The 22,693-nt window shown below is 47.7% G+C and carries 20 protein-coding genes; 10 read left to right on the top strand and 10 right to left on the bottom strand.

Annotation, left to right across the window (positions count from 1 at the left end):
* Nucleotides 1–39 precede the first annotated feature (39 nt).
* The gene (locus tag H8S65_RS11350) at nucleotides 40–1,065 is read right to left on the bottom strand and encodes a FecR family protein (RefSeq protein WP_186930089.1); all 1,026 of its coding nucleotides are present in this window, start codon (nucleotides 1,063–1,065) and stop codon (nucleotides 40–42) included.
* 121 nt (nucleotides 1,066–1,186) lie between these two features.
* On the opposite strand from H8S65_RS11350, the gene H8S65_RS11345 reads away from it, so the two are divergent.
* Complete coding sequence (locus H8S65_RS11345) at nucleotides 1,187–1,780, top strand: RNA polymerase sigma-70 factor (protein ID WP_186930103.1); 594 nt, start codon at nucleotides 1,187–1,189, stop codon at nucleotides 1,778–1,780.
* On the opposite strand, the gene H8S65_RS11340 is transcribed toward H8S65_RS11345, so the two are convergent.
* The 7 genes from H8S65_RS11340 to H8S65_RS11310 all read right to left on the bottom strand — a co-directional run bounded on the left by H8S65_RS11340 (nucleotide 1,751) and on the right by H8S65_RS11310 (nucleotide 11,412).
* Nucleotides 1,751–3,553: a glycoside hydrolase family 97 protein gene (locus H8S65_RS11340; RefSeq protein WP_222616278.1), complete on the bottom strand. Its 1,803-nt coding sequence runs from the start codon at nucleotides 3,551–3,553 to the stop codon at nucleotides 1,751–1,753. The two genes, H8S65_RS11345 and H8S65_RS11340, sit on opposite strands and share 30 nt — an antisense overlap.
* On the bottom strand, nucleotides 3,498–5,543 hold the full coding sequence (locus tag H8S65_RS11335) for a glycoside hydrolase family 97 protein (RefSeq protein ID WP_186930088.1): 2,046 nt from the start codon (nucleotides 5,541–5,543) through the stop codon (nucleotides 3,498–3,500). Before H8S65_RS11335 ends, H8S65_RS11340 begins: the two co-directional genes overlap by 56 nt.
* A 98-nt stretch (nucleotides 5,544–5,641) precedes the next feature.
* Nucleotides 5,642–6,991, bottom strand: a complete 1,350-nt coding sequence (locus tag H8S65_RS11330; RefSeq protein ID WP_186930101.1) for a TolC family protein — start codon at nucleotides 6,989–6,991, stop codon at nucleotides 5,642–5,644.
* Between the two features lie 18 nt (nucleotides 6,992–7,009).
* Entirely contained in the window at nucleotides 7,010–8,131 is a 1,122-nt protein-coding gene (locus H8S65_RS11325) for an efflux RND transporter periplasmic adaptor subunit (RefSeq protein WP_186930087.1), read from the bottom strand.
* Between the two features lie 46 nt (nucleotides 8,132–8,177).
* On the bottom strand, nucleotides 8,178–9,440 hold the full coding sequence (locus H8S65_RS11320; RefSeq protein ID WP_186930100.1) for an ABC transporter permease: 1,263 nt from the start codon (nucleotides 9,438–9,440) through the stop codon (nucleotides 8,178–8,180).
* A 30-nt stretch (nucleotides 9,441–9,470) separates the two neighbouring features.
* On the bottom strand, nucleotides 9,471–10,736 hold the full coding sequence (locus tag H8S65_RS11315; protein WP_186930086.1) for an ABC transporter permease: 1,266 nt from the start codon (nucleotides 10,734–10,736) through the stop codon (nucleotides 9,471–9,473).
* Nucleotides 10,729–11,412, bottom strand: coding sequence for an ABC transporter ATP-binding protein (locus H8S65_RS11310; protein WP_005650440.1), 684 nt, complete (start codon nucleotides 11,410–11,412; stop codon nucleotides 10,729–10,731). The genes H8S65_RS11315 and H8S65_RS11310 overlap by 8 nt, the downstream gene beginning before the upstream one ends.
* Nucleotides 11,413–11,882: 470 nt before the next feature.
* On the opposite strand from H8S65_RS11310, the gene purT reads away from it, so the two are divergent.
* Nucleotides 11,883–13,064, top strand: a complete 1,182-nt coding sequence (gene purT, locus H8S65_RS11305) for a formate-dependent phosphoribosylglycinamide formyltransferase (protein ID WP_186930085.1) — start codon at nucleotides 11,883–11,885, stop codon at nucleotides 13,062–13,064.
* A gap of 182 nt (nucleotides 13,065–13,246) precedes the next feature.
* A complete protein-coding gene (locus H8S65_RS11300; RefSeq protein WP_186930084.1) occupies nucleotides 13,247–13,636 on the top strand; it encodes a helix-turn-helix domain-containing protein in 390 nt (129 codons plus the stop codon).
* Here H8S65_RS11300 and H8S65_RS11295 read toward each other — a convergent pair.
* Both H8S65_RS11295 and H8S65_RS11290 read right to left on the bottom strand, forming a co-directional pair.
* Entirely contained in the window at nucleotides 13,627–13,764 is a 138-nt protein-coding gene (locus H8S65_RS11295; RefSeq protein WP_186930083.1) for a type IV toxin-antitoxin system AbiEi family antitoxin domain-containing protein, read from the bottom strand. The genes H8S65_RS11300 and H8S65_RS11295 overlap by 10 nt on opposite strands.
* 96 nt (nucleotides 13,765–13,860) lie before the next feature.
* Nucleotides 13,861–14,274 carry a hypothetical protein gene (locus H8S65_RS11290; RefSeq protein ID WP_186930082.1) on the bottom strand — a complete coding sequence of 138 codons (414 nt, stop codon included), beginning with the start codon at nucleotides 14,272–14,274 and terminating at the stop codon, nucleotides 13,861–13,863.
* A gap of 198 nt (nucleotides 14,275–14,472) precedes the next feature.
* Between H8S65_RS11290 and H8S65_RS11285 the strand changes: the two genes are divergently transcribed.
* From H8S65_RS11285 to H8S65_RS11255, 7 genes are all read left to right on the top strand, one after another.
* Nucleotides 14,473–14,871 (top strand): helix-turn-helix domain-containing protein, encoded by a 399-nt coding sequence (locus H8S65_RS11285; RefSeq protein WP_186930081.1) that lies wholly within the window; start codon nucleotides 14,473–14,475, stop codon nucleotides 14,869–14,871.
* A 79-nt stretch (nucleotides 14,872–14,950) separates the two neighbouring features.
* Nucleotides 14,951–15,673, top strand: coding sequence for an MBL fold metallo-hydrolase (locus H8S65_RS11280; RefSeq protein WP_186930080.1), 723 nt, complete (start codon nucleotides 14,951–14,953; stop codon nucleotides 15,671–15,673).
* Nucleotides 15,674–15,722: 49 nt separating this feature from the next.
* Nucleotides 15,723–16,112, top strand: a complete 390-nt coding sequence (locus tag H8S65_RS11275) for a VOC family protein (protein ID WP_186930079.1) — start codon at nucleotides 15,723–15,725, stop codon at nucleotides 16,110–16,112.
* Nucleotides 16,113–16,220: 108 nt separating this feature from the next.
* Nucleotides 16,221–17,183, top strand: coding sequence for an ROK family protein (locus H8S65_RS11270; RefSeq protein ID WP_186930078.1), 963 nt, complete (start codon nucleotides 16,221–16,223; stop codon nucleotides 17,181–17,183).
* 103 nt (nucleotides 17,184–17,286) lie between these two features.
* Entirely contained in the window at nucleotides 17,287–17,802 is a 516-nt protein-coding gene (locus H8S65_RS11265; RefSeq protein WP_186930077.1) for an NUDIX domain-containing protein, read from the top strand.
* 80 nt (nucleotides 17,803–17,882) lie between these two features.
* On the top strand, nucleotides 17,883–20,882 hold the full coding sequence (locus tag H8S65_RS11260; protein WP_186930076.1) for a tetratricopeptide repeat protein: 3,000 nt from the start codon (nucleotides 17,883–17,885) through the stop codon (nucleotides 20,880–20,882).
* Between the two features lie 9 nt (nucleotides 20,883–20,891).
* Entirely contained in the window at nucleotides 20,892–22,643 is a 1,752-nt protein-coding gene (locus H8S65_RS11255; RefSeq protein WP_186930075.1) for a TonB-dependent receptor, read from the top strand.
* The last annotated feature ends 50 nt before the right edge of the window (nucleotides 22,644–22,693 follow it).

The raw sequence follows: 22,693 nt of genomic DNA, 5'->3' as shown, positions 1-22,693 counted from the left end.
TTCTTTACGGAGGTCTGTTTTTCATGTTTTCTTGATTGTTTAATAGATTTCTATTCTCGTTTTTTCATTCATGGTATCCTGCGTATCTAAATAACGCCATTTGATATTAGATGATATTTTGAAGATTTCCAATATACGCTCCAACCGTTGATGACTGAAAGATCCGGTAAATGCTTCACCACGGAGACGGTCATTGGATAAGACGAAAGTTACATTAAACCGCTTTTCCAGCATCCGCAAGGCTTCGGGCAGAGGGGTCGCCAGGAAAACAATCTTTCCGTCTTTCCAGGCAATCTCCGACTCGCCATTCGTTTCTGTCAGTTGTATCCGGGAAGAAGAAGAATCATAGGTCAGTTTCTGTCCGGGTTTCATCAGTACGGCCGTGGCCCGCTCGTTTTTCATATAATCGAAACGCACCTTTCCTTCTATCAGGGTAGTAGAGACAAAAGCGTCTTTTTCGAATGCTTCGACATTGAATGAAGTACCCAACACCTCTATTTTTGTTTCATGGGGAGTAGAGATGACAAAGCCATGTTCCGGGTCTTTCTGCACTTCGAAAAATGCCTCTCCCTGCAAAGTCACCCTTCTTTTGTCCTTATCGAAGGAAGACGGGTAAGACAGTTTCGATTCCGAATTAAGGTAGACAACAGAACCATCCGGCAGATTAACCGTAGTCGTCATGCCCGGATTCGTTTTTACTTCGATCGTTTGGGCGATTTCTACCGGGCGGGGTTTCAGGTTTTGTATACCGAAAGCTATCAAAAGAGGAATAAACAGAATCGCTGCAACACGTTGCAGCCAAGTAACCACAGTTACTTTAGGGCGAACACTGTCCTTGCTCATTTTTTGACAAACAGAAGACAAGGCTTTCTCCGTATCCACTTTCGATAATACCTGCATCGTATCCGTTGCCAGATAAAGAGTATGGATCTGCTTGGCAATCCGGTAATTTTCATCCGATTGCCTTATCCATTCCTCGACCTGCCGGCATTCCTCGACTGTCGCTTCGCCGGAGCAATAGCGGGGAAGAAGGTATTCTATCATATCTGTATTCGGTGTTTCCATGTCTGTCTTTATCCTTGTTTACCTATTAGACAAGAGAAGTCGAACGGATTCCTAAACGAAAGGCCATCTTTTTTCAATATTTTTTTTCTACCACAAAAGATTTATCTTTGTGAACAGATATATGGAAGGAGAAAAACTACAAACCACAGAGGAACGCTTTTTACTTTCAGCCATGCAACATGGAGATCTAAAAGCCTATGGTGTCTTGTTCAGAAGATACTATCCGATGCTCTGTGCTTATGCAACTAAGTTTGTGGAGTTAAAAGATGCCGAAGAGATCGTGCAGGATGTGATGCTGTGGTTATGGGAAAACCGGGAAACGCAAACCTTCGAAACGTCTCTAAGCCAATATCTGTTCAAAACCGTCTATCATCGCGCCATCAACCTGATTGTCCGCCATCGATCCCAACTAAGAGCCGATACTCTTTTCTACGAAAATATGCAGGAGATGCTACAAGACACCGATTTCTACCAACTCGAAGAACTGCAAAAAAGGATCAGGGAAGCGGTAGACGCTCTGCCTCCCGCTTACCGGGAAGCTTTCGTCATGCACCGCTTCGATAATAAAAGCTATAAAGAAATTGCCGAAGTCCTGCAAGTATCTCCCAAAACCGTCGACTACCGGATACAACAGGCATTAAAGCAATTACGGATAACGTTGAAAGATTATTTGCCGTTGATCCTGTTATTGCTGCCCAGAAATATTCTGTCGTAAACGCAGCACACATCCGCTATTCCCGGTCAGGCCGACAGTAACCTCATTGCGGTTATCCAACTTGATCTTCTTGATATCGACGACATCCTTTTTCTTCTCGGAAGCCTGGTAATAAAGTGTGGCGGTATAGCCTTTTTTGTTTTTCAGAAAATCAAGGGGCAAGGTGATTTGCTTCTTTTCTCCGGCATTCAACATACTTACATACCAATCGGAACCTGAACGGCGGGCGACCACAGCGTATTTACCCATTTCTCCCTCCAGGAAACGAGTTTCGTCCCATACGGTCGGGATAGAATTATAAAAACGGGTTGCGGCATCAGTTTTGATCACAGACTCGGCTGAGCCTGCACCACCGGCCCGTCTCGGTGATTTTTCGGGGCGGTCATACCAATAGACAAACTGCCAGGGACTATAAATAGCGACCAATTTAGCCAATTGGGCAGCACGTCCACCCATCTTTTCCGTGACTCTTTCCGCAAAATAACAGTTGGTATAGTCACCCGCTCCGCAGATCATGCGATTATATAATGTATAGATAGCCTGATCTAACGACGGACTTTCTTCGTCACCACGAATGCCTTCCTGAGTCAACAAATTCGGATAGGTGCGCGAATAGCCTGTCGGACGATACTCGTCGTGGATATCAACCATCAATTCATATTTGGCAGCTTTGCGCACTGCCTGATGCAACCACGCCGTAGCATACTGGTCGCCCACATTCACAAAACCATATTTCACACCTTTGATCCCCCACTTCTTATATAAAGGCAGGATTTCATCCAGTTGCTGATGCAGTGCCTTTTTATTCACATAAACCAGTATTCCAACTCCTTTTGAATTGGCATATTCTATTACTTTAGGCAAATCGAGCGGTCCTTTCGAACGGGCCGGATCGACCGTAACCGTGGTTGCATCCGATTTCACATCTTCTTCCGCCCCATACCAACCGGCATCAAACAGCACATAGGCGATATTGTTTTCTGCGGCAAAATCAATACAAGCCATACTGCCTGCCGTAGTCAACGTAACTTCACGAATCACCTGTCCGGGCTTGATCCAGCTGGTATTCGCTATTTGATTAGGTTCGTTCAGGTTAAGGACGAAGTAATTATTTTCGACTAATTTTCCCGGATGCCCGGCGACCATCACATAACGCCAGGGAGATCGATAGCCGGCCAGATCCAGATTGACTTTTCCCGACAAAACAGATTGTACCCCGAATCCAGTCTCACTCTTCTCCAACTTCATGCGGGAGTAATCGACAAGAGCAGCTTCTCCGATTGCGACAAACCGGTTATCATTGACCCGGATCACCTGCGGACGATCGGCAGCCCCTTCCAATGCACTCAACTTTGTTTCGGAATAAGCACCTTGCGCCATACCGGTCACCCAGGTCTTGCAATCTTCCTGAAAAAGAAATTGCGTCTTCTCATCGGTTACCGTACGGTTCCAAAAATCCAGTTTATCGAAGGCATAACGGAATGCCAGCCCCTCATCGTAGAGACGAACACACAACACCATCTCTTTCAGGTTCTCATCCGACTGAAGCGTTAGCTCAACCTCATTATACCGGTCCGTCACGACCGAACGCTCCCCATAGACGGGTTGCCAGGTCTGATCGACCGATTCACGTTTTTGGTTAGTCACCTTCCAGTTCCCTTTCAGGATATTCTCATCCAAAGAGAACTGCAAAGTCTTTGCCGTCACCACTTTTTCACTATTGGCAAATAAATCTATTTCTACATTCTTCCCCCCCGACTTTGATATCGGCATTCATTTTTCCGGAAGGGCTGACAAGCGGAAAAGTTGCTTGCTCACAAACACGCATAGAGGGATTTTTCTTAATAACGAGACACGCACCACCTCCGGGAGCCAGCTTCAAGGCCAGTTTATCATTGTTTGTCAGTTGCCGGGTCGTAACCTTCAGGCTTTCTCGGTTTGTCAAGTAGTGTGCATCGTCGCCGTCTTCAATGACTTCGACAGTATAGTTTCCTTTTTCCAGGAAAGAAAGAGGCAAATCGATTGTTCTTCCGGATTCATTCGTGGCCGCACCGACCAGGTAGGCCTCATCCGTTTCCCTCATCATAACGATATATTCCCCGATTTCACCGGCCAGGGTACGGCTCTCTCTCCACGGCATCTTCTGGGCAGACAGGAAATTCAGCAATACCGGATATTTCCGGTAATATTCCGGAATATCCGGCAAAATAGTCACACCCGAAAAAGCGATCAACGTACGGGCAGCCTCCGAAACTAATGTCGAAGGAACCGGCTGGCTCTCATCCACACGTGTCGTATGCCCTTGGCGAAGGTCGAACATCCCGTTGTTCATATCGACCGGGCCGGCAACCATATTGACAAAGACAGTTGTCACAAACGTTTTAGGCTCGAACACATGATGCCCGTCCAATTGCGCGTGGCAATATTCGCGTGTCACGGCATTCGGCCAAGTACGCATCTGCCCATAAGGATGAACCGGACCGTCATGGAAATCGACTAACAGGCGGTTTTGCGCACAAAGCTCGGTAATCTTCTTCGTCCACTGGTTCTTTTCTTCCTGTGTTCCACTCATAAAACCATATTTAACCCCGGCAGCACCCCAATCGCCATACTGTTTCAAAGTCTTTTCTATCGGATATTTCCGGCCTCCGACATCATTCAGATAAAGCCAGATTCCGACACCTTTCTCTTTTCCATACTTCAACAGCCGTTGTACATCCTGCGCTTTTTCTCCTTCAACCGGATCGGAATCCGATTCGAATTCCGGCCCGTACCAATTGGCATCCAATACCAAGTATTTAAAACCCTGTCCGGCAGCAAAATCGACCATCCGCACCCAGGAAGGATAAGACATCTCATACGTAAATCCATCCCACACGGCTCCGTTGATACGCCAGTCCCAGACCGCCAATCCCGGTTTTACCCACGAGAAGTCATAGCGAGGATTGGGATTCGGATTCAATAGCTCCAACAAATGCGAATCGGTCAACGTGCCGGGTGTCTTCCCATACAAAACGACACGCCAGGCTGAAGTATATCCCGGCGACAAACAAGCCGGCTTGGAAGCGACCGAGAAAAGCGATTCTCCCCCTTTGGATTGTAAGACAAGAGGTGCTCCCGTTTCCAGGCAGGCTTCATGAATAGCCATATAATGATTAGCCCCGGCTTTGACGGTCATCACCGGCAAACGGGTTCCATCTGTTTCCGTCAACTTTTCAGGTCCTATATTATGATTCTCGCCATTATAGAACCAAGCCGTATAATCCCCGGCAAAGTTATAGCCCGTCAGTTCTGATTGCACATTTACACGTTCTCCTTCTCCCTCCGGTATTTTATAACAGAAAGCAAAGCCGTCATTATACCCCCGGACCACCAACTGCATCCGCTGAGGTTGCCCGGCCGGATTCAGCAAATCGATCACCAATTCATTGAAATGATCTTCGACCACAGCCCGCTTTCCCCAAAGCGGTCTCCATTCATCCCGTACTTGCCGGTCAGATACTTTCTCTATTTTCCAATCGGAAGAAGGAACGGTCTCCTGCGATTCCAACTTGAAGCCCAGCGGGGATTCTTTGATTAACACATCCCTATCCGCGGCAAAAGTATAAGTCAACAAACCGTCGTTGTGCCGTTCTATCCCCATCATTAACTTTTTATCAGGAGAGAACACCTGGTAAAGCTTTGGCAGATGTTGAGCAGAGGCCATATTCACTCCCAGCCATACCAATAGTAGTAAAACGAATGTTACAATTCTTTTATTCATAAGATCATAATATCTTTCAGACAAATATAAGAACAAAAAGAAGGTTTCCATCACGGAGACCTTCTTTTTCTTAAACAAATGTGTCTAAACTAAATATGTTATAGTGTTATTGGTGTACCATTATAGAAGTCCAGGATCTTGGCACGGAAGATGAAGTCATACTTGGATTGTGCCTGCTCGGACAAGCTCTGGGCATATTTCGTCTTGGCCTCGCTATACTCGAAAACGGTGCTTTTGCCGGCGGCATAGCGGTCTTCGGCATACGAAAAGGCTTCTTTGCTGGCGATGACCGATTTGTCGGATGCGTTATATTTCTCCTGGGCGGCGGTTGCATTATAGAAAGCCTGCTGGATTTCCTTATATAAGGCTTTCTTTGTATTCTCCATCATCAACTCGCGGTTGCGGATATTGATACGGGCGGAGCGGACACTGTTGCGAACCTGGAAACGGTTGAACAAAGGGATGCTCAGGCTGAAGCCGATCGTCTTACGCCCGTTATTCTTCAACTGGTCGTTAAAAGCCAGGTTCGTATAGTCGCCATCGCCGGAATAATGGTAATAGCCGTTGCTGTAGCTGGCGCCGAAATTCAGTTTCGGATAGTAACCGGATTGCGCCACTTTCAGCATCTTCTTCTGGCTTTCCAAGAGATATTCCTGCTCCTTGATCTGCGGCTTGAAGGCGACGGCATGGTCATAGACATTGTCCGGAGGGAGGATGCTGCTCATATAGCGTTCGACGGCATCTTCGAATTGAGGGACCACAATGTCGAAATTCTCGCCGTCGCGCTCCAGTTCGAGGCTTTGCGTCAGGTCGAGCAAGGCGAGTTTCACATTGTTGCGCGCTTCGGTCAGCGAGACTTCGTCCTTCGCCAGTTGCGCTTTCATGTCGTATAACTGGGAAAGGGGAACTTTCCCGTTCTTTACCAATGCTTCGGTTTTTACGACCTGTTCATTGCTCAGCGCGACCTGCAACTCGGCAATCTTCTGGACTTCCTTATTATACAAAACCTGCAAATAGTAGGAAGCGACATTGATCGACAAGTCTTCCTTCGCTTTATTCAACGTTTCGACAACCGCTTTCAAGTCCAGCTTGCGGGCAGCGATATCGTTCGGAATGCGCAAGCCGTCGAATATCGGCATGCTCAAAGAGACGGATGCCGAGGTATTGGCCGAGTTCTGATCCACAATCACACCCGATTTGGAAGGAGAACGTCCGAAGTCGAAGTTCTGTCCGACATTGGCATTCAGATCGGGCAACCAACTGAACTTGCTGGTGTTCAATTCCACTTTCCGGCTTTCCTGGTCCTGCTCTCTCTGCTTCAGATCGATGTTATGCTCGATTGCATAGCGGATGCATTCTTCCAAAGACCATTGTTTGGCTGGTTCCTGCCCCCAAGCAAAAGTACCGGAAAGAAATAAAGTCGTAGCTATTATTAATTGGTTTCTCATCATTTTTACTGTTTACAATTATTTCTTATTCGGATCGACAATCGCCCCGCGTACCTTTTCGTTTTCGGACAGGCCTTCCTTGATCTCGATCTTGATACCATCGGACAAGCCTACCTTAACGGCACGCTTTTCAAACTTCTGTTCCGGCTTTTCCGCTTTTACCACCTGCACGAAGGTCGAATCGCCGCTAAACTCGACGCAGCTTTCCGGCACGGACAAAACATCTTCGGCACGCTTCAACACGATCTCGGCATTGGCACTGTAACCGGCACGGATAAAAGCATCGCCGGGCATGTGTACGGCAGCCTTCACTTCAAACAGGACGGCTCCGTTCTCTTCCACTCCCTTAGGAGCCACATATTCCAGTTCGGCATCGAACGTACGGCTTTCCATCGCGCCGACCGTCAGTTTGATCGGCATCCCTTCGTGGATGCGGCCGACTTCCGTCTCATCCACTTTGCCCTTGAAGATCATATTGTTCATATCGGCAACGGTAGCGATCGTCGTACCGTCGTTGAAGGTGTTCGACTGGATCACCGAGTTACCGACCTTGATAGGCACATCCAGGATCATACCGGTGATAGTGGAACGAACCTGAGTCGTACTGGAAGCGGCAGACCGTTTGGAGATACCTTCGCGGATGATCTCAAGAGCATCCTGAGCATTCTCGGCCTCTTCCTGCGCCTTCTTATAGTTGGCAAGAGAAGTCTCGTAATCTTCTTTGGAGATAACTCCCTGTTTGTGCAATTCTTCATCCCGCTTGAACGTGGCGCTGATCTGTTCGAGGCTGATCTTCGCCACCCGCACACGCGATTCGGCGCTGTTCAACTGGACCATTTCGGGGATAACCTTGATACGGGCAATGATCTCCCCTTCTTTCACCATTTGTCCGGCTTCTTTCAACAATTCGGAGATGATACCCGACATCTGCGGTTTGATAAGGACTTCGTCGCGGGGTTCGACCTTTCCGGTCGCCACGGTTTTCGTCTCAATCGTGTCACGTGCAGGAGTAACCAACTCATAGACGGTAATGACGGGTTGCGCTTTCTTCCATAAGAAATAGAAAGTGCCGATAACAGCAGCTCCCACTAATACCAAAAAGATGATCCGCAGGACTTTTTTTACGATACGATTCTTCATAACTATATCTAATTTTTAATTTTCAATTCTCTATTTTCAATTATCCCTATTCTTCCCTGATCGCGTCGATAGCCTTGATCTGCATAGCCCGCCAGGCGGGGATCAACCCGGCAAGGAGACCGCTGAACAGCAGGATTACGGTAGCGGAGACCGCTGTCCCGATATGGATTTCGGGATTGGAGAAGAACGTTTCGTTAGACGAACCTCCTCCACTTGCCATCGCATTGTTCACCACATCGAGCAGGAACACCCCTGCGCTAAGCCCGATCAGCCCGGCAAGGGAAGTCAGAAGCAGGCTCTCGCTCATGATCTGCGAAATAATATCGAAAGGCTTCGCACCGATCGCACGGCGCACCCCGATCTCGCGTGTCCGCTCCCGGACCGTCACCATCATAATATTACTAACCCCGATGATTCCCGCCAGCAAAGTACCGATACCGACCAGCCAGACCAGTATATTGATACCGGTGAACAGCATGTCGAATGTTTCGAACTGCTTGGCTATCGTAAAGCTGCTGATGGCATGTTCGTCCGTCGGGGAAATCTCGTTCTGCGAACGCAGGACCGTCTTTATATCTTCCACCATCTTGTCGCAAGAGTAACCGTCGTCGGCCGTCGCACACAGGAACCAGAACTTGTCTCCCTGGTTGGAAGCCTGCTGGAGGGTCTTGAACGGGATCATCACGCTCTCCTCCGTACGCCCGCCGATCTGGGCACGGGGCTTCGGCTTGATCACGCCGACCACCTGGTAATAGATGCCGTTCACCCGTATGTACTGCCCGACCGGATCTTCATCCGGGGCAAAAAGGACTTCGCGCACGATATTACCGATCAGGCACACCTTCCGCTTTTCGATCATGTCGATTTCATTCAACAGGCGTCCGGCCAGGATATGCTGCGTTTCGATATTGAAATATTCGGAATAGACGCCACGCACGTTATATGTACCCGCTTTCTGTCCTCTCACCACATTATTTTGTCCGCCCCATTGCATGATCATCGGCGAAAGATAGCGCACTCCTTTCACACGCTGGCGGATCGTCTCCAAGTCGCGGTTGCGCATCTGCCAGTAACGCCCTTTCTTATACCCTTTGTAGGGTTCGCCGGTCCGTTCGGAAAAGAAGAATGCGGAGTTCGTCGAAAAACCGTCGACGTTCTTCAACACGCCATTCTTAAAACCGTTGCCGGAACCCAACAGGATCACCAGCATCAGGATGCCCCAGAACACACCGAAGCCGGTCAGCAGGCTACGGGTTTTATTACGGGTGATCGTCACCCATATTTCCACCCAGCGATCTATATCAAATATGAACATAATCTTTCTATTTTCAATTACCAATTATTCATTGCGCATGGCCTCGATCGCCGTGATCTTGACCGCCTTGCGGGCAGGGAAATAGCCGGCCAGCACGCCTGCCCCGATGATCAGGGCCGTAGCGGACAACGCCACACTGAGGTTCACCGTCGGATTCAGGAAGATGCTCATGTCATCCTGCGAAACATTCTTTCCGGCATTCATCATCTCCATAACCGAATTGATTCCTTCCGTCAGCCCGATCCCTAAGATCATGCCCAAATAGCCGAACACTGCCGTGATCAGGATCGATTCGACAATGATCAGTTTCAGGATGGAGAACGGAGTCGCCCCTATCGCCTTCCGGATGCCGAACTCCCTCGTCCGCTCACGTACCGTTATCAGCATGATGTTGCTCACGCCTACGATCCCGGCAGTCAGTGTCCCGATGCCGATCACCCAGATAAAGAGGGCGATACCGTTCATCATCCCGTTCAGCATCATGAAGTTTTCGAGCGTGCTCCACATACCGATCGCCCGCCGGTCTTCGGGGTCGAACTTATGCCGCGCTCCCATCTGCTGGCGGAAACGTTTCTCGAAAGCGTCAAATTCTTCCTGTGTGGAAATACCGTTAATGGTAAAGATGATGTCATCCAGCCCGTAGCCGGCGTTATACAAGGTCTGCGCCGTACTGAAAGGGATATAGGCCGGCGCGTTGTTGTCGTTGTCCTCCGCCTTATAGACGCCGATTACCTGGTATGCGACACTCCCGGCATTCACATATTTGCCCAACGGGTCCTCGCCTTTGAAAAGGACTTCTTTCATGCGGGGGCTCAGGACAATCACCTTCCTTTTTTCCTTCACATCTATATCATTGATAAAACGGCCGTTCCCAACCGTCATTTCGATATTGTCGATCACCGCCTTCGACGGATGCACGCCGTTCAGGGAGTAGGCGTTATATTCGTCTCCGTAGGAAAGCGTATCGCTCCGGCTGATACTCGCCGTAATCAAGTCCACTTCGGGATTTTCGCGCGGGATGGCAACCAGGTCTTCATCCTTGTACTCGATCCTCCGGTTCATCTGCATTCCTTTGTACGGCTTGCTCGTGTAGCGCGGCCATGTCTCCACCCGGTTCAGGCTGAAATTGCGGAAGTTCGACATGATGCCGTTCTTCATCCCGTTGCCCGCACCCAAGAGGACAATCAGCATGAAGATCCCCCATGCCACGGAGAATCCGGTCAGGAAGGTACGGAGTTTATTCTTTTGGATCGTACTCCATATTTCTCGGAAATTATCAAAGTCAAACATGTCCCAATCCTTTTTCTATTGTTTCTATCAGACCGTCTTTCACGCGGATAATGCGGTCGGTTGCCTCGGCCACGGAAGGTTCGTGCGTCACGATCACCATCGTCAGCCCTTCGAGGTTTACTTTCCGGAGCAGCTCCATCACCTCGACCGTCGTCTTGCTGTCCAACGCTCCGGTCGGCTCATCCGCCAGGATCACCTGCGGCTTGGCAATCAGGGCGCGGGCAATGGCAACACGCTGTTTCTGCCCGCCAGACATTTCGTTCGGCATATGTTCCGCCCAGTCTTTCAGCCCGACCATATCTAAATATTCCAACGCCATAGCATTCCGTTTCTTCCGGCTTATACCCTGGTAATACAGGGGCAAGGCAACATTTTCCATCGCATTTTTGAATGAAATCAGATTAAAGGACTGGAAGATGAAACCGATCATCCGGTTACGCAGTTCCGCCGCGCGGGTTTCGCTCAGATTGCGGATCAACTGCCCGTTCAGGGTGTAAGTGCCCGTATCGTATGTATCCAGTATTCCCAAGATATTCAGCAGTGTGGATTTTCCCGATCCGGACGCGCCCATAATAGACACCATCTCTCCCTTCTCTATATCCAGGTCTATGCCTTTCAAAACGTGCAGCGGCGCACCGTTGAAATACGTTTTGTTAATTCCTTCCAGATGAATCATCATATTTGTTGTTACTTTTTTCTATTAGACGAACATTTTGCAAAATCGTTACACTAATAGGAAAATATTTTGTTATTAACTGCCACAAATATATATCTTACCAAGATACCTTGTATCGCAAGGTACTAATAATTACAATATATTAACGTTATGTACGGACTCTGGAAAACGATCCACAAGACATACATCCGCCTTATGCCATCAAAAAGATTCTTTTACAGCATATAAAAGTAGTTTAGCGCCGTACTTTTCTTAAATCTCGGTCGGCGATTATGTAATCAGCGCCGGCGATTACATAATCAGCGACTGTGATTTTATAATCAGCGGCGCTGATTACAGAATAGTAGGTGAGGAAACTGAAAACAGAAGGCTTATAAAAACACTTTCAGTACGGTTTCTCTGAAAAAATACTGATAATTACCGTACCTTTGCACCCTCAAACGGAACAAATAACATTACATTAATATAATATGGTAACAATAGGAACACCGAAATCGGCTACCGCAACGAAAGTTTTGCTCTGCGGTTCCGGCGAATTAGGCAAAGAGTTTGTAATCGAGTTACAGCGTTATGGAGTGGAAGTGATCGCTTTGGACAAATATGCGGACGCTCCGGCCATGCAGGTCGCCCACCGTTCGTATGTAGTATCGATGTTGGATGGGGATGCTTTGCGCGAGATTGCAGAAAAAGAAAAACCTGATTATATCGTTCCCGAAGTGGAGGCTATCGCGACACAGACGTTGATGGAACTCGAAAAAGAAGGATTCCATGTCATCCCGACCGCCCGTGCCACTTGGTTGACAATGAACCGCGAGGGCATCCGCCGCCTGGCTGCCGAGGAACTGGGCTTGCCGACCTCTCCTTATCGCTTTGCCGAGACGGAAGAGGAGTTTATCGAGGCTGTCAAAGTTATCGGGATGCCGTGTGTCGTCAAACCGATCATGAGTTCGAGCGGACACGGGCAGAGCGTGATCCGCAAAGAGGAAGACATCGACCGCTCTTGGCATTACGCGCAGGAAGGCGGACGTGCCGGCGCCGGAAAGGTGATCGTCGAGGGGTTTGTCGATTTCGATTACGAAATCACCCAACTGACCGTTCGCCATATCGGAGGCACTTCATTCCTGGAACCGGTCGGACACGTACAGGTCGACGGCGACTATCGCGAGTCCTGGCAGCCACAGGCGATGAGCCCGGTTGCCAAGGAAAAGGCACGCGAGATCGCAGGCAAGATCACGGAGGCACTCGGCGGCCGCGGTATTTTCGGGGTCGAATTGTTTGTAAAGGGCGAAGATGTCATCTTCAGCGAAGTCTCTCCCCGTCCGCACGACACGGGAATGGTCACGATGATCACGCAAGATCTTTCGCAGTTCGCCTTGCATGCCCGTGCCGTATTGGGCTTGCCGATCCCGAATATCGCTTTCCACGGTGCAGGCGCTTCGCGTGCCGTCGTGGTCGAAGGGGACAGCACCCAGCTTTCGTTAGGCAACCTGGATAAGGTACTGGAACAGCCGGACACCCAAATGCGCTTCTTCGGCAAACCGGAAGTTCACGGACATCGCCGTATGGCTGTGCTGCTGGCACGCGGCCTGGATGTGGCCGATGCACGCCGGAAGACCGGGGTGATGATGGAGCGGTTGGAGATAAAGTTATAATATTCAAGGCGGTTTCAACCCAACACTGATGCAGGTGAAGCGATAAAAAAATAATCGCCATCGTTATAATGGGCTTTGATAATATCAGCAAATGTTATATCTTGATATTTGTCTGTGGAATAATTAGTAATCGGATATTATTGCTTATTTTTGCTTCAAAGAAACTAAAATAATAAAGTCTTATGGAAACAACAGCAGTAAGAAGGAGTAATCATGGTGCAAACGTAAAACGTTGGCGGGAATGGCGAAACATCAATCAGGATGTATTGGCTGAAAAGATCGGCGTGTCACAAGCGGCTCTTTCTGGATATGAAAAAAGAGACAAATTGGAACCTGAAATATTAAAGAAGATTTGTGATGCATTAAATATTCCGGAAGAAGCAATTACAGAAATGGACTCCGATACAGCCATTAATATTATTTCAAGTACTTTCAACGATCACGCATCTGGAGTAAACTACTATCCGACTTTTAATCCAATAGACAAAATAGCTGAGCTTTACGAGCGCCTATTAAAATCAGAACAAGAGAAAGTCGCCATTCTACAGGAAGTAATACAGGATCAGAAATAGCAACGGATTATCTCACCCGATTTCACTGTTTCCAGTAGCCGGTAATACAGGTAACGGTTGCTGATAATCTCCTTACGGGTGATATATCCTCCATGTTGCTCTATCAGATGTCTCAATTTATCATCCATATTATTTTTGTCTCATGCTTATAAAACTACGGCATTTATTTCTAAGTGCCGTAGTTTTGTACATACTTTTACTGACTGGTTCTTTGTGTAAGATTTTTAGCTTTGGCACAACGCTGATGCTGGTGAAGCGATAAAAAAATAATCGCCATCGTTATATTTGACTTGCAGACAAAGTTTCTCCGTGACCCAGGCACTCATTATATAATTATAATCATACGTCCGGTTACAATATTCGATATAATCCTTCAAGTCCTTCTGATCGTCTAAAAACAAATACGAACTATCACACAAAGTGTTTCCATCAAACAAACAACTGAGCGTAGCATTCCTAAAACGAATTTCAACAGCACAGTTCTTCTCCCCCTTACAGAGATATTCCAAAATACAAACTTCTTTATTTTCGAATAACGAAGGAGTCTTATCCAAAGAAAGACCGATTACTTTGAAGGCGGAACAAAGTTGTTCTGCACATTCACCTTCCGAAACAAATAATAATGATGTATGAGCCATAATATATATTTAATTTGAGTTTCATATGCAAAGAATTGAAATAAAAGCAATGCCACCTATCAGTTCGATTAATAAAATATCAGAATGAGCCATAATAATATCAGCAAATGTTATATCTTGATATTTGTCTACAGAATAATTAGTAATCGGATATTATTGCTTATTTTTGTTCCAAAGAAATTTAAATAATAAAGTCTTATGGAAACAACAGCAGCAAGAAGGAGCAATCATGGTGCAAACGTAAAACGTTGGCGGGAATGGCGAAACATCAATCAGGATGTATTGGCTGAAAAGATCGGCGTGTCACAAGCAACCCTTTCCGGATACGAGAAAAGAGACAAACTGGAACCTGAAATATTAGAGAAAGTTGCTAAAGCATTAGATATTCCAATAGAAGCTATTACAGAAATGAATGATGGAACTTCCATTAATATTTTTTCCGGCACGTGGAAAGATAATGCTTATGCTTCTGGCTATATAACCTATATTGCCAATATCAATCCTTTAGAAAAAGTTATCGAGCTTTACGAGCGCCTGTTAAAATCGGAACAAGAGAAACTCGCCATCTTACAGGAAGTAATACAGGATCAGAAATAGCATTGGCTATAGATAAAACTTTTGCACAACAAGAATGCTGCCTTCCGTGTTTTGTATATAAAAAGAAAGGAAAATAGAAATGAGACTGACTTATATCTATCATAGCGGTTTTGCGATCGAGGCAGACGGATTTGCCATTTTGATCGATTATTACAAAGACACAGGGAAGTCGCCGGAGAAAGGATTCGTGCATGAGGAACTGTTGAATCGCGCGGGTACATTATATGTATTGGCATCCCATTTCCATCCGGATCATTTCAATCCGGAGGTTTTGAAGTGGAAAGCATACAAAAAAGATATCGTCTATCTTTTCGGCAAAGATATTTTGAAAAGGAACCGGGCAAAGAAAGAAGACGCGATCTATCTCAAAAAAGGAGATACCTACGAGGATCATAACCTGCGGATCGAGGCATTCGGATCGACGGACTCCGGCATATCCTTCCTGATCGATACCGAAGGGAAACGGCTTTTCCATGCCGGCGACCTGAATAACTGGCACTGGAAAGACGAATCGACACCCGAAGAAGCCGCAGAAGCAGAAAAGGACTATCTGAAAGAATTAGACGACCTGGTAAAGGTGACCGACAAGCTGGATGTCGCCATGTTTCCGGTCGATCCGCGTATCGGGACCGATTTCATGCGCGGCGCGCAACAGTTTGTAGACCGCATCAAAACCAACATCTTTGTCCCGATGCATTTCTGGGATCGCCCGGCAGAGGTGGCCGCTTTCGGGCCTTACGCGGAGTCGCGCGGTTGCCGGTACGTGCTGATATCCGTTCCGGGAGAGGGGACAGACATTTGAGAATTAAGAATTAAAAATTAAGAATTAAAAAATAAAAAATAAAGAGAGGATGGAGATAAAGAGCAGATTCGATCATTTTAATATTAATGTCCTGGATCTGGACAGAAGTATTGCGTTTTATGGAAAAGCGCTTGGTTTGAAAGAACATCACCGCAAGGAAGCGGCAGACGGTTCGTTTATCCTGGTTTACCTGACAGACAACGAGACAGGATTCCTGTTGGAACTGACCTGGCTTCGCGACCGGAAAGAAGCATACGAATTGGGAGACAATGAAAGCCATCTCTGTTTCCGTGTAGCCGGCAATTATGACGAGGTACGCGAATACCACCGCGAACTCGGATATATTTGTTTCGAGAACACAGAGATGGGCTTGTACTTCATCAATGACCCGGATGATTACTGGATTGAGATTTTACCTGTTAAAGAACATATAAGGTAACATATTCACGCCTATTTCGGTTTTTTTTGAATAAAATCATTGCGCCTTACCAGATTCCTCTTATATTTGCTTTCCAGAAAAAGCATTATTAATCTAAAATATAAAATCATGGAGAAGCCTTATGTAGTAGGTATCGATATAGGTGGTACCAATACTGTTTTTGGCGTAGTAGATGCAAGAGGAACAATCTTGTACAGTGGATCAATTAAAACCGGTAAATATACCGATATTGACGAGTATGTCGACGAACTTGCCAAAGGTCTGGCATTGGTGATCGACCAGGCTGGCGGCCCGGAAAAGATAAAAGGTATAGGCGTTGGAGCTCCTAACGGCAACTTTTTTAACGGTTGTATCGAATTTGCTCCGAACCTTCCCTGGAAAGGTAAAATTCCTTTGGCACAACTGATCAGCGAAAAGCTGGACGGAATACCCGTTGCATTGACAAACGATGCGAATGCGGCTGCTATCGGTGAAATGACGTATGGCGCAGCCCGCGGTATGAAAGACTTTATCGTGATCACACTGGGAACCGGTGTCGGTAGCGGTATCGTGATCGGCGGTAACCTGGTTTACGGACATGACGGATTTGCAGGCGAATTAGGTCACGTGATCATGCGTCGTAACAACGGACGTCCTTGCGGTTGCGGTCGTCAAGGTTGCCTCGAAGCGTATGCTTCTGCTACAGGTGTTGCCCGTACGGCACGCGAATTTCTGGAAATCCGTAAGGATGACAGCTTGCTTCGCGAATTGGACCCGGACGAAATCACTTCAAAAGATGTGTATGACGCAGCAATGAAGAACGATAAGTTGGCTTTGGAAATCTTCGAATTCACTGGTAACATCTTAGGTGAAGCATTCGCTGATTTCGTAGCTTTCTCAAGTCCTGAAGCGATCATCCTGTTCGGTGGCCTGACCAAATCCGGCGATCTGATCATGAACCCGATCAAACGTTCAATGGAAAAGAACATGCTGAAAGTGTTCGAAGGCAAGACAAAACTATTATTCTCCCAATTGAAAGAAAGCGATGCTGCCGTATTAGGCGCAAGCGCACTGGGCTGGGAAGTGAAATAATAAAGACACAAAGCTATTTCAGGCACGGATTTCGCGGATTACACGGTTTGTCAGAACAGTGAAATCCGTGTAATCCGTGCCTGACTATTAAATATAAAATATCATGTCCCATCCTTTACATCAATTTACGTATTGTCCGAAATGCGGAGCCAGGACATTTGTGGAACGCAACGAGAAAGCTAAACAATGCACGGCCTGCGGGTTCGTCTATTATTTCAATCCTTCCTCGGCTGTCGCCTGCTTTATCCGTAACCCCCAAGGAGAACTGTTGCTGGTACGCCGTGCCAAAGAACCGGCCAAAGGGACGCTCGACCTGCCCGGCGGTTTTGTCGACATGGACGAATCAGCCGAAGAAGCCGCCCACAGGGAAGTGAAGGAAGAAACCGGACTGGAATTGACAGATTGCCGCTACCTTTTCTCCATTCCCAACATTTATCCTTATTGTGGTTTCGATGTCCACACCGTCGATATGTTTTTCGAATGCCTCACCGAATCCTTCAACGGAGCAAAAGCAGAAGACGATGCTGCCGAGATCATTATCCTGCCCGCCAACCGGTTGAATCCGGACGATTTCGGATTGCAATCTATCAAAAAAGCAGTAGACCGCTATATAAAGTAATATATTTCTTATATTTGCAACTTAGAACCAACATATACCGTTATATTTATATATATCTGTATTATAAAAGCTAAGGAGTGATGAAAAGAATACTTATTCCACTGTGCATAGTGGTGGGGAGTCATGTCGCATACGGGCAGCGGTCGTACCAGTTTGATGCACCTGATCGCCTATTTGTAGAAGGAAAAGAGTTGTTTAGTTTAAAAAATTATGCCGGTTGCATTGACAAGCTGGAAGCCTACAAGCAGCATTCCACCGATGCCGACCTGATCCAGGAGGCAGACTACATGCTGGTCTATGCCGCTTATGAACAGGGGCGCCCCAATGCAGACGAGTTGCTAAAGGACTACTTGGAAGAATACCCGGCTTCCCGCCATAGCAACGAGATCGATTATATGATCGGTTCCGTCCATTTCGAACGCGGAGAATATGAAAAAGCGATCTTCTGGTTCAACGAGGCCGATATCGACGTGTTGAGTCCCGAACAGCAGGAGGCCTATTCTTTCCGCCTGGCTTATTCGCTGTTGCAGACCGGCGAGATGGAAAAGGCCCGCGGCTACTTCGCCCGGATCGGACAGATCGGAGACAAATACAAGGAGGCTTCGACCTATTATGTCGCCTACATCGACTACGCGATGGGGAATTACAACAATGCCCTGATCGAGTTCTCCCGCCTGAAAGAGAACCCGAAATACCGCGAACAGTCGCAATACTACATCGCACAGATTTATTTTATCCAGAGCAAATACGAAAAGGTGGTGAAAGAAGGTGAAGAACTGCTCTCCCTCTATCCCGATAGCAAGAACAACAGCGAGATGTATCGCATCGTTGGTGATTCATATTACCACTTGGGCGACCAGGGAAAAGCGATCCAGATGTTGAGCAAGTATGTTTCATCTACGGAAAATCCGCTCCGCAGCGATTTGTACATCTTAGGTGTATGCTACTTCAACAAAGGGAACTACAGTAGCGCGGTCAACGCCCTGAGCCGGACCGTACGCCAGAACGACGAGCTGACACAGAACGCTTACCTCTATCTCGGACAGTCTTACCTGAAGTTGGGCGACAAAAACAATGCCCGCATGGCCTTCGAGGCTGCCGCCACCTCTTCTTTCGACAAGCAGATAAAAGAAGTCGCCATGTACAACTACGCACTGCTGATCCACGAAACGGCCTTTACCGGATTCGGCGAGTCGGTGACGATCTTCGAAGACTTCCTGAACGATTTCCCGAACTCGCAATATGCGGACAAGGTGAACGACTATCTGGTAGAAGTCTACCTGACCACCAAGAACTACGAAGCCGCCCTGAAATCGATCAACAAGATCAAACATCCGAGCACCAAGATCCTGGAAGCCAAACAGGACATCCTTTTCCAACTCGGGACACAGGCTTTTGCCAATGTCAAGCTCGACGAAGCCGTCAGCCTGTTCAGCCAGGCAATCACGCTCGGTTCTTATAATATGGAAGCCCGCAACGACGCCTATTTCTGGCGCGGCGAATCTTATTACCGCATGGGCGAATACGAGAATGCGATCTCCGACTACCGCACATACCTGAACAATACGCGCCAGCGCAATACGGACATGTATGCTCTGGCTTATTATAACTTAGGTTACAGCTATTTCAAGCTGCGGGATTACAGTGCCGCCCTGAACCGCTTCCGCCAGTATGTCGACCTGGAGAGCAACCAGCAGGCGGCATCCCTGGCAGACGCTTACAACCGTATCGGCGACTGCCTGTATCAGAACCGCCAGTTCAGCCTGGCAGAAGAAAACTATTCACGTGCAGCCCAATTGTCTCCTTCCGCGGGTGATTACTCGATCTACCAGAAAGGATTTTTGCTTGGTTTGCAGAAAGACTATAGAGGCAAGATCAGCGCAATGGACCGCCTGATCAGCGAATATCCGGAATCACAATATGTAGACGATGCGTTGTTCGAGAAAGGACGCTCCTATGTCTTGCTCGAAAACAGCTCTTCCGCCGCACAGGCATTTGAAAAGCTGATCCGCGAATTCCCGCAGAGCAGCCTGGCCCGTAAGGGTGGCATCCAGCTCGGTCTGCTTTACTATAATGACAACCAGCCGGAAAAGGCGCTCGCCGCCTACAAGCAGGTGATCAGTAACTATCCGGGTAGCGAAGAGGCTAAAGTCGCTTTGCAGGATTTGAAATCCGTCTATATCGACCTCAACGATATCAATGCTTATGCCAACTATGTCAACTCGATAGGCGGCAATATCCGCTTGGAAGTAGGCGAACAGGATTCATTGACCTATATCGCCGCCGAAAAACTCTTTATGCGTGGCGACAATGAAGGAGCACGCCGTAGCCTGGCGGGTTACCTGCAAACATTCCCCGAAGGAGCGTTCAGTTCGAATGCGAACTTCTATTTAGGAAGCATCGCTTTCGCCAAGAAAGAGTTCGACGAGGCGATCCAGCGCTTCAAATCGGTGATTGCAAGCAATGACACCAAGTTCCTCGAAGAATCGGTTGCCCGCACGGCAGAAATCGAATACCTGGGCAAAGATTATCCGGCTGCATTGGAAAGCTTCAAACGCTTGCAGATCGTAGCCGAAAGTCCTGAGAACAAACAGGCTGCCCGCTTAGGTATCATGCGCTGCGCTTTGCAGACCGGCCAGCAGAAGGATGCCCTTCTGGCGGCAGACGAGTTGCTGAAAGAACCGAAGCTCTCTCCCGAACTTGAAGCAGAAGCCCGTTATGTACGCGCGAAAGCCTATATCGACCAGAAACAGGCGAACAAGGCGCTTGCCGACCTGAAAGAGTTGAGCAAAGACACGCGCACGGTACACGGTGCTGAGGCCAAATATCTGTTGGCCCAATTGTATTATGACACCAACGATGACAAGAATGCCGAAAAAGTGCTGATGAACTTCATCGAGAACGGTACGCCTCACCAATACTGGCTGGCTCGCGGATTTATCCTGCTGGCCGACGTTTATATCCGCCAGGGTGACGACTTCCAGGCTCGCCAGTACCTCACCAGCCTGCAGAACAATTATAAAGGGGATGACGATATCGCCGGTATGATAGAAAATAGATTGGGTAAACTTAAGAACTAAGAAGAAGTGATGAAGACAATATATAACATCAAAGCATTGTGCGTGATGGCCCTCTTGGGAAGCGTCGCAACCGTCAGCGCACAGGAAGACAAGACGAAGGAAAAAGACCTGAACCGGGAAATGACGCTCGAACGCGAATATGACCCGACCGTACAGGATGCCAGCAAAGTGAACACATTGCCAGTCATCAAAGAACCGGTTGTCAAGAAGATGCCGATCGACTACGCGACTTTCACCGTCCCGACCGATCCGGAGAAGGAAATCAGCCTCCTGCCCTCAGGCAATATCATGACGGATATCCAGTACAACAAACGCCGCGGTTATTTCAACTTCGGCGGCGGCACGTATCTGAACCTGAACGGCGACCTCGGCTATCATATCCTGAGCACGGACAAGGACAAGCTGAATATCTGGTTCTCCCATCGCTCGACGAACGGGAAGGTGAAATATATCGAGATATATGATGATAAAGTAAAAGCTAAGTTGAACGACAACTTAGGCGGCCTCAACTTCAAACATGTGTTTGACAAAATGTCGCTGGACATGGGGCTTAAATACGGATACTCCGCATTCAACTACTACGGAGCACCTGTTCCCAGTCCCGAATCGTCAGTCACGCTGGACCCAGCCGCTTTCGACCGTGAAACCAATCAGGTAAACCAGGCTATCCAGGCAAAGATCGGAGTCGAATCGAAAGAAGACGCTCCTGTCGGCTACCTTCTGGATCTCGGATATACCAACTTCTCCCATAAATATGCGTTAAGCAAGGAACAGGACGGACCCACGGAACATACCTTCGACGTCAAGTTCGACCTGAACGCCCGTTTCGGCGGTGAGCAGCGCATCGGATTAGGGGGTAACGTAGAATACTTCAATTACAGCCTGCCGACAATGGGCGGACAGGAATATCTGGAATTTGAGAACCATGCCGAAGCAACCCTTTCACCTTATTATAAGGTGTCGGGAGACAACTGGAATCTAAAGTTAGGTGCGAACATCATGTTCGTGACCGGTGACAACAGCAAGTTTATGGCTTCACCGAATATCACGGCCGATGTGGAAGTTGCCGATAAAACACAGCTCTACCTCGTTGCCGGCGGCAAGCTGTACTCCAACAGTATGTACGATATTTCCCAGGTCAACCGCTATATCAACCCGGCGATGGAACTGCTTCCCTCCCGCAACTATCTGGATGGAACGGTCGGTATCAGAAGCGGTATCGCTCCCGGCTTCTGGTTTGATGTATTCGGAGGATATAAGATCACGAGTGATGAAGTTTTCTTTGCTCCGACACTCCTTGCTCCAAGTGCGCAAGGCGATATTTTTGCCAATACCAGCAGAGCTTTGCAAGCAAATGCAAAACATGCGTTCGGCGGTGTCAATCTGAAATATAGCTATCAGCAATTATTCGACATCAACCTGAAAGGTGTTTACAATAATTGGAACGTCGATGATATCGGAGCTGCTTACGGCAAACCCGAAATGGAATTGACAGCCGGCATCACCGTCCGCCCGATCAGCCAGGTAACTGCTTCTTTGGATTATTATTTAGCAACCGGACGTAAGGCTTTCTTAGGAATACCGGAAGGAGAAAAGATGAAAAACATCAACGAACTCAACCTGACCGGTTCCTACACCCTGAACGACACCTTCGGACTGTATCTGAAACTGAACAATGTCCTGTTCCAGAAATACGAACTCTATTACGGCTATCCGATGCAGAGTTTCAGCGCGATGATCGGGGTAAACATCAATTTCTGATAAAGCCATTGGCTCTCTTTTGCCGCCTGCTGAAACAGCCGGATTAATAA

Source organism: Parabacteroides hominis (assembly GCF_014287585.1).
In the GTDB taxonomy this organism is placed as follows: Bacteria; Bacteroidota; Bacteroidia; order Bacteroidales; family Tannerellaceae; genus Parabacteroides; species Parabacteroides hominis.
This window is presented reverse-complemented; position numbering and strand designations above follow the sequence as displayed.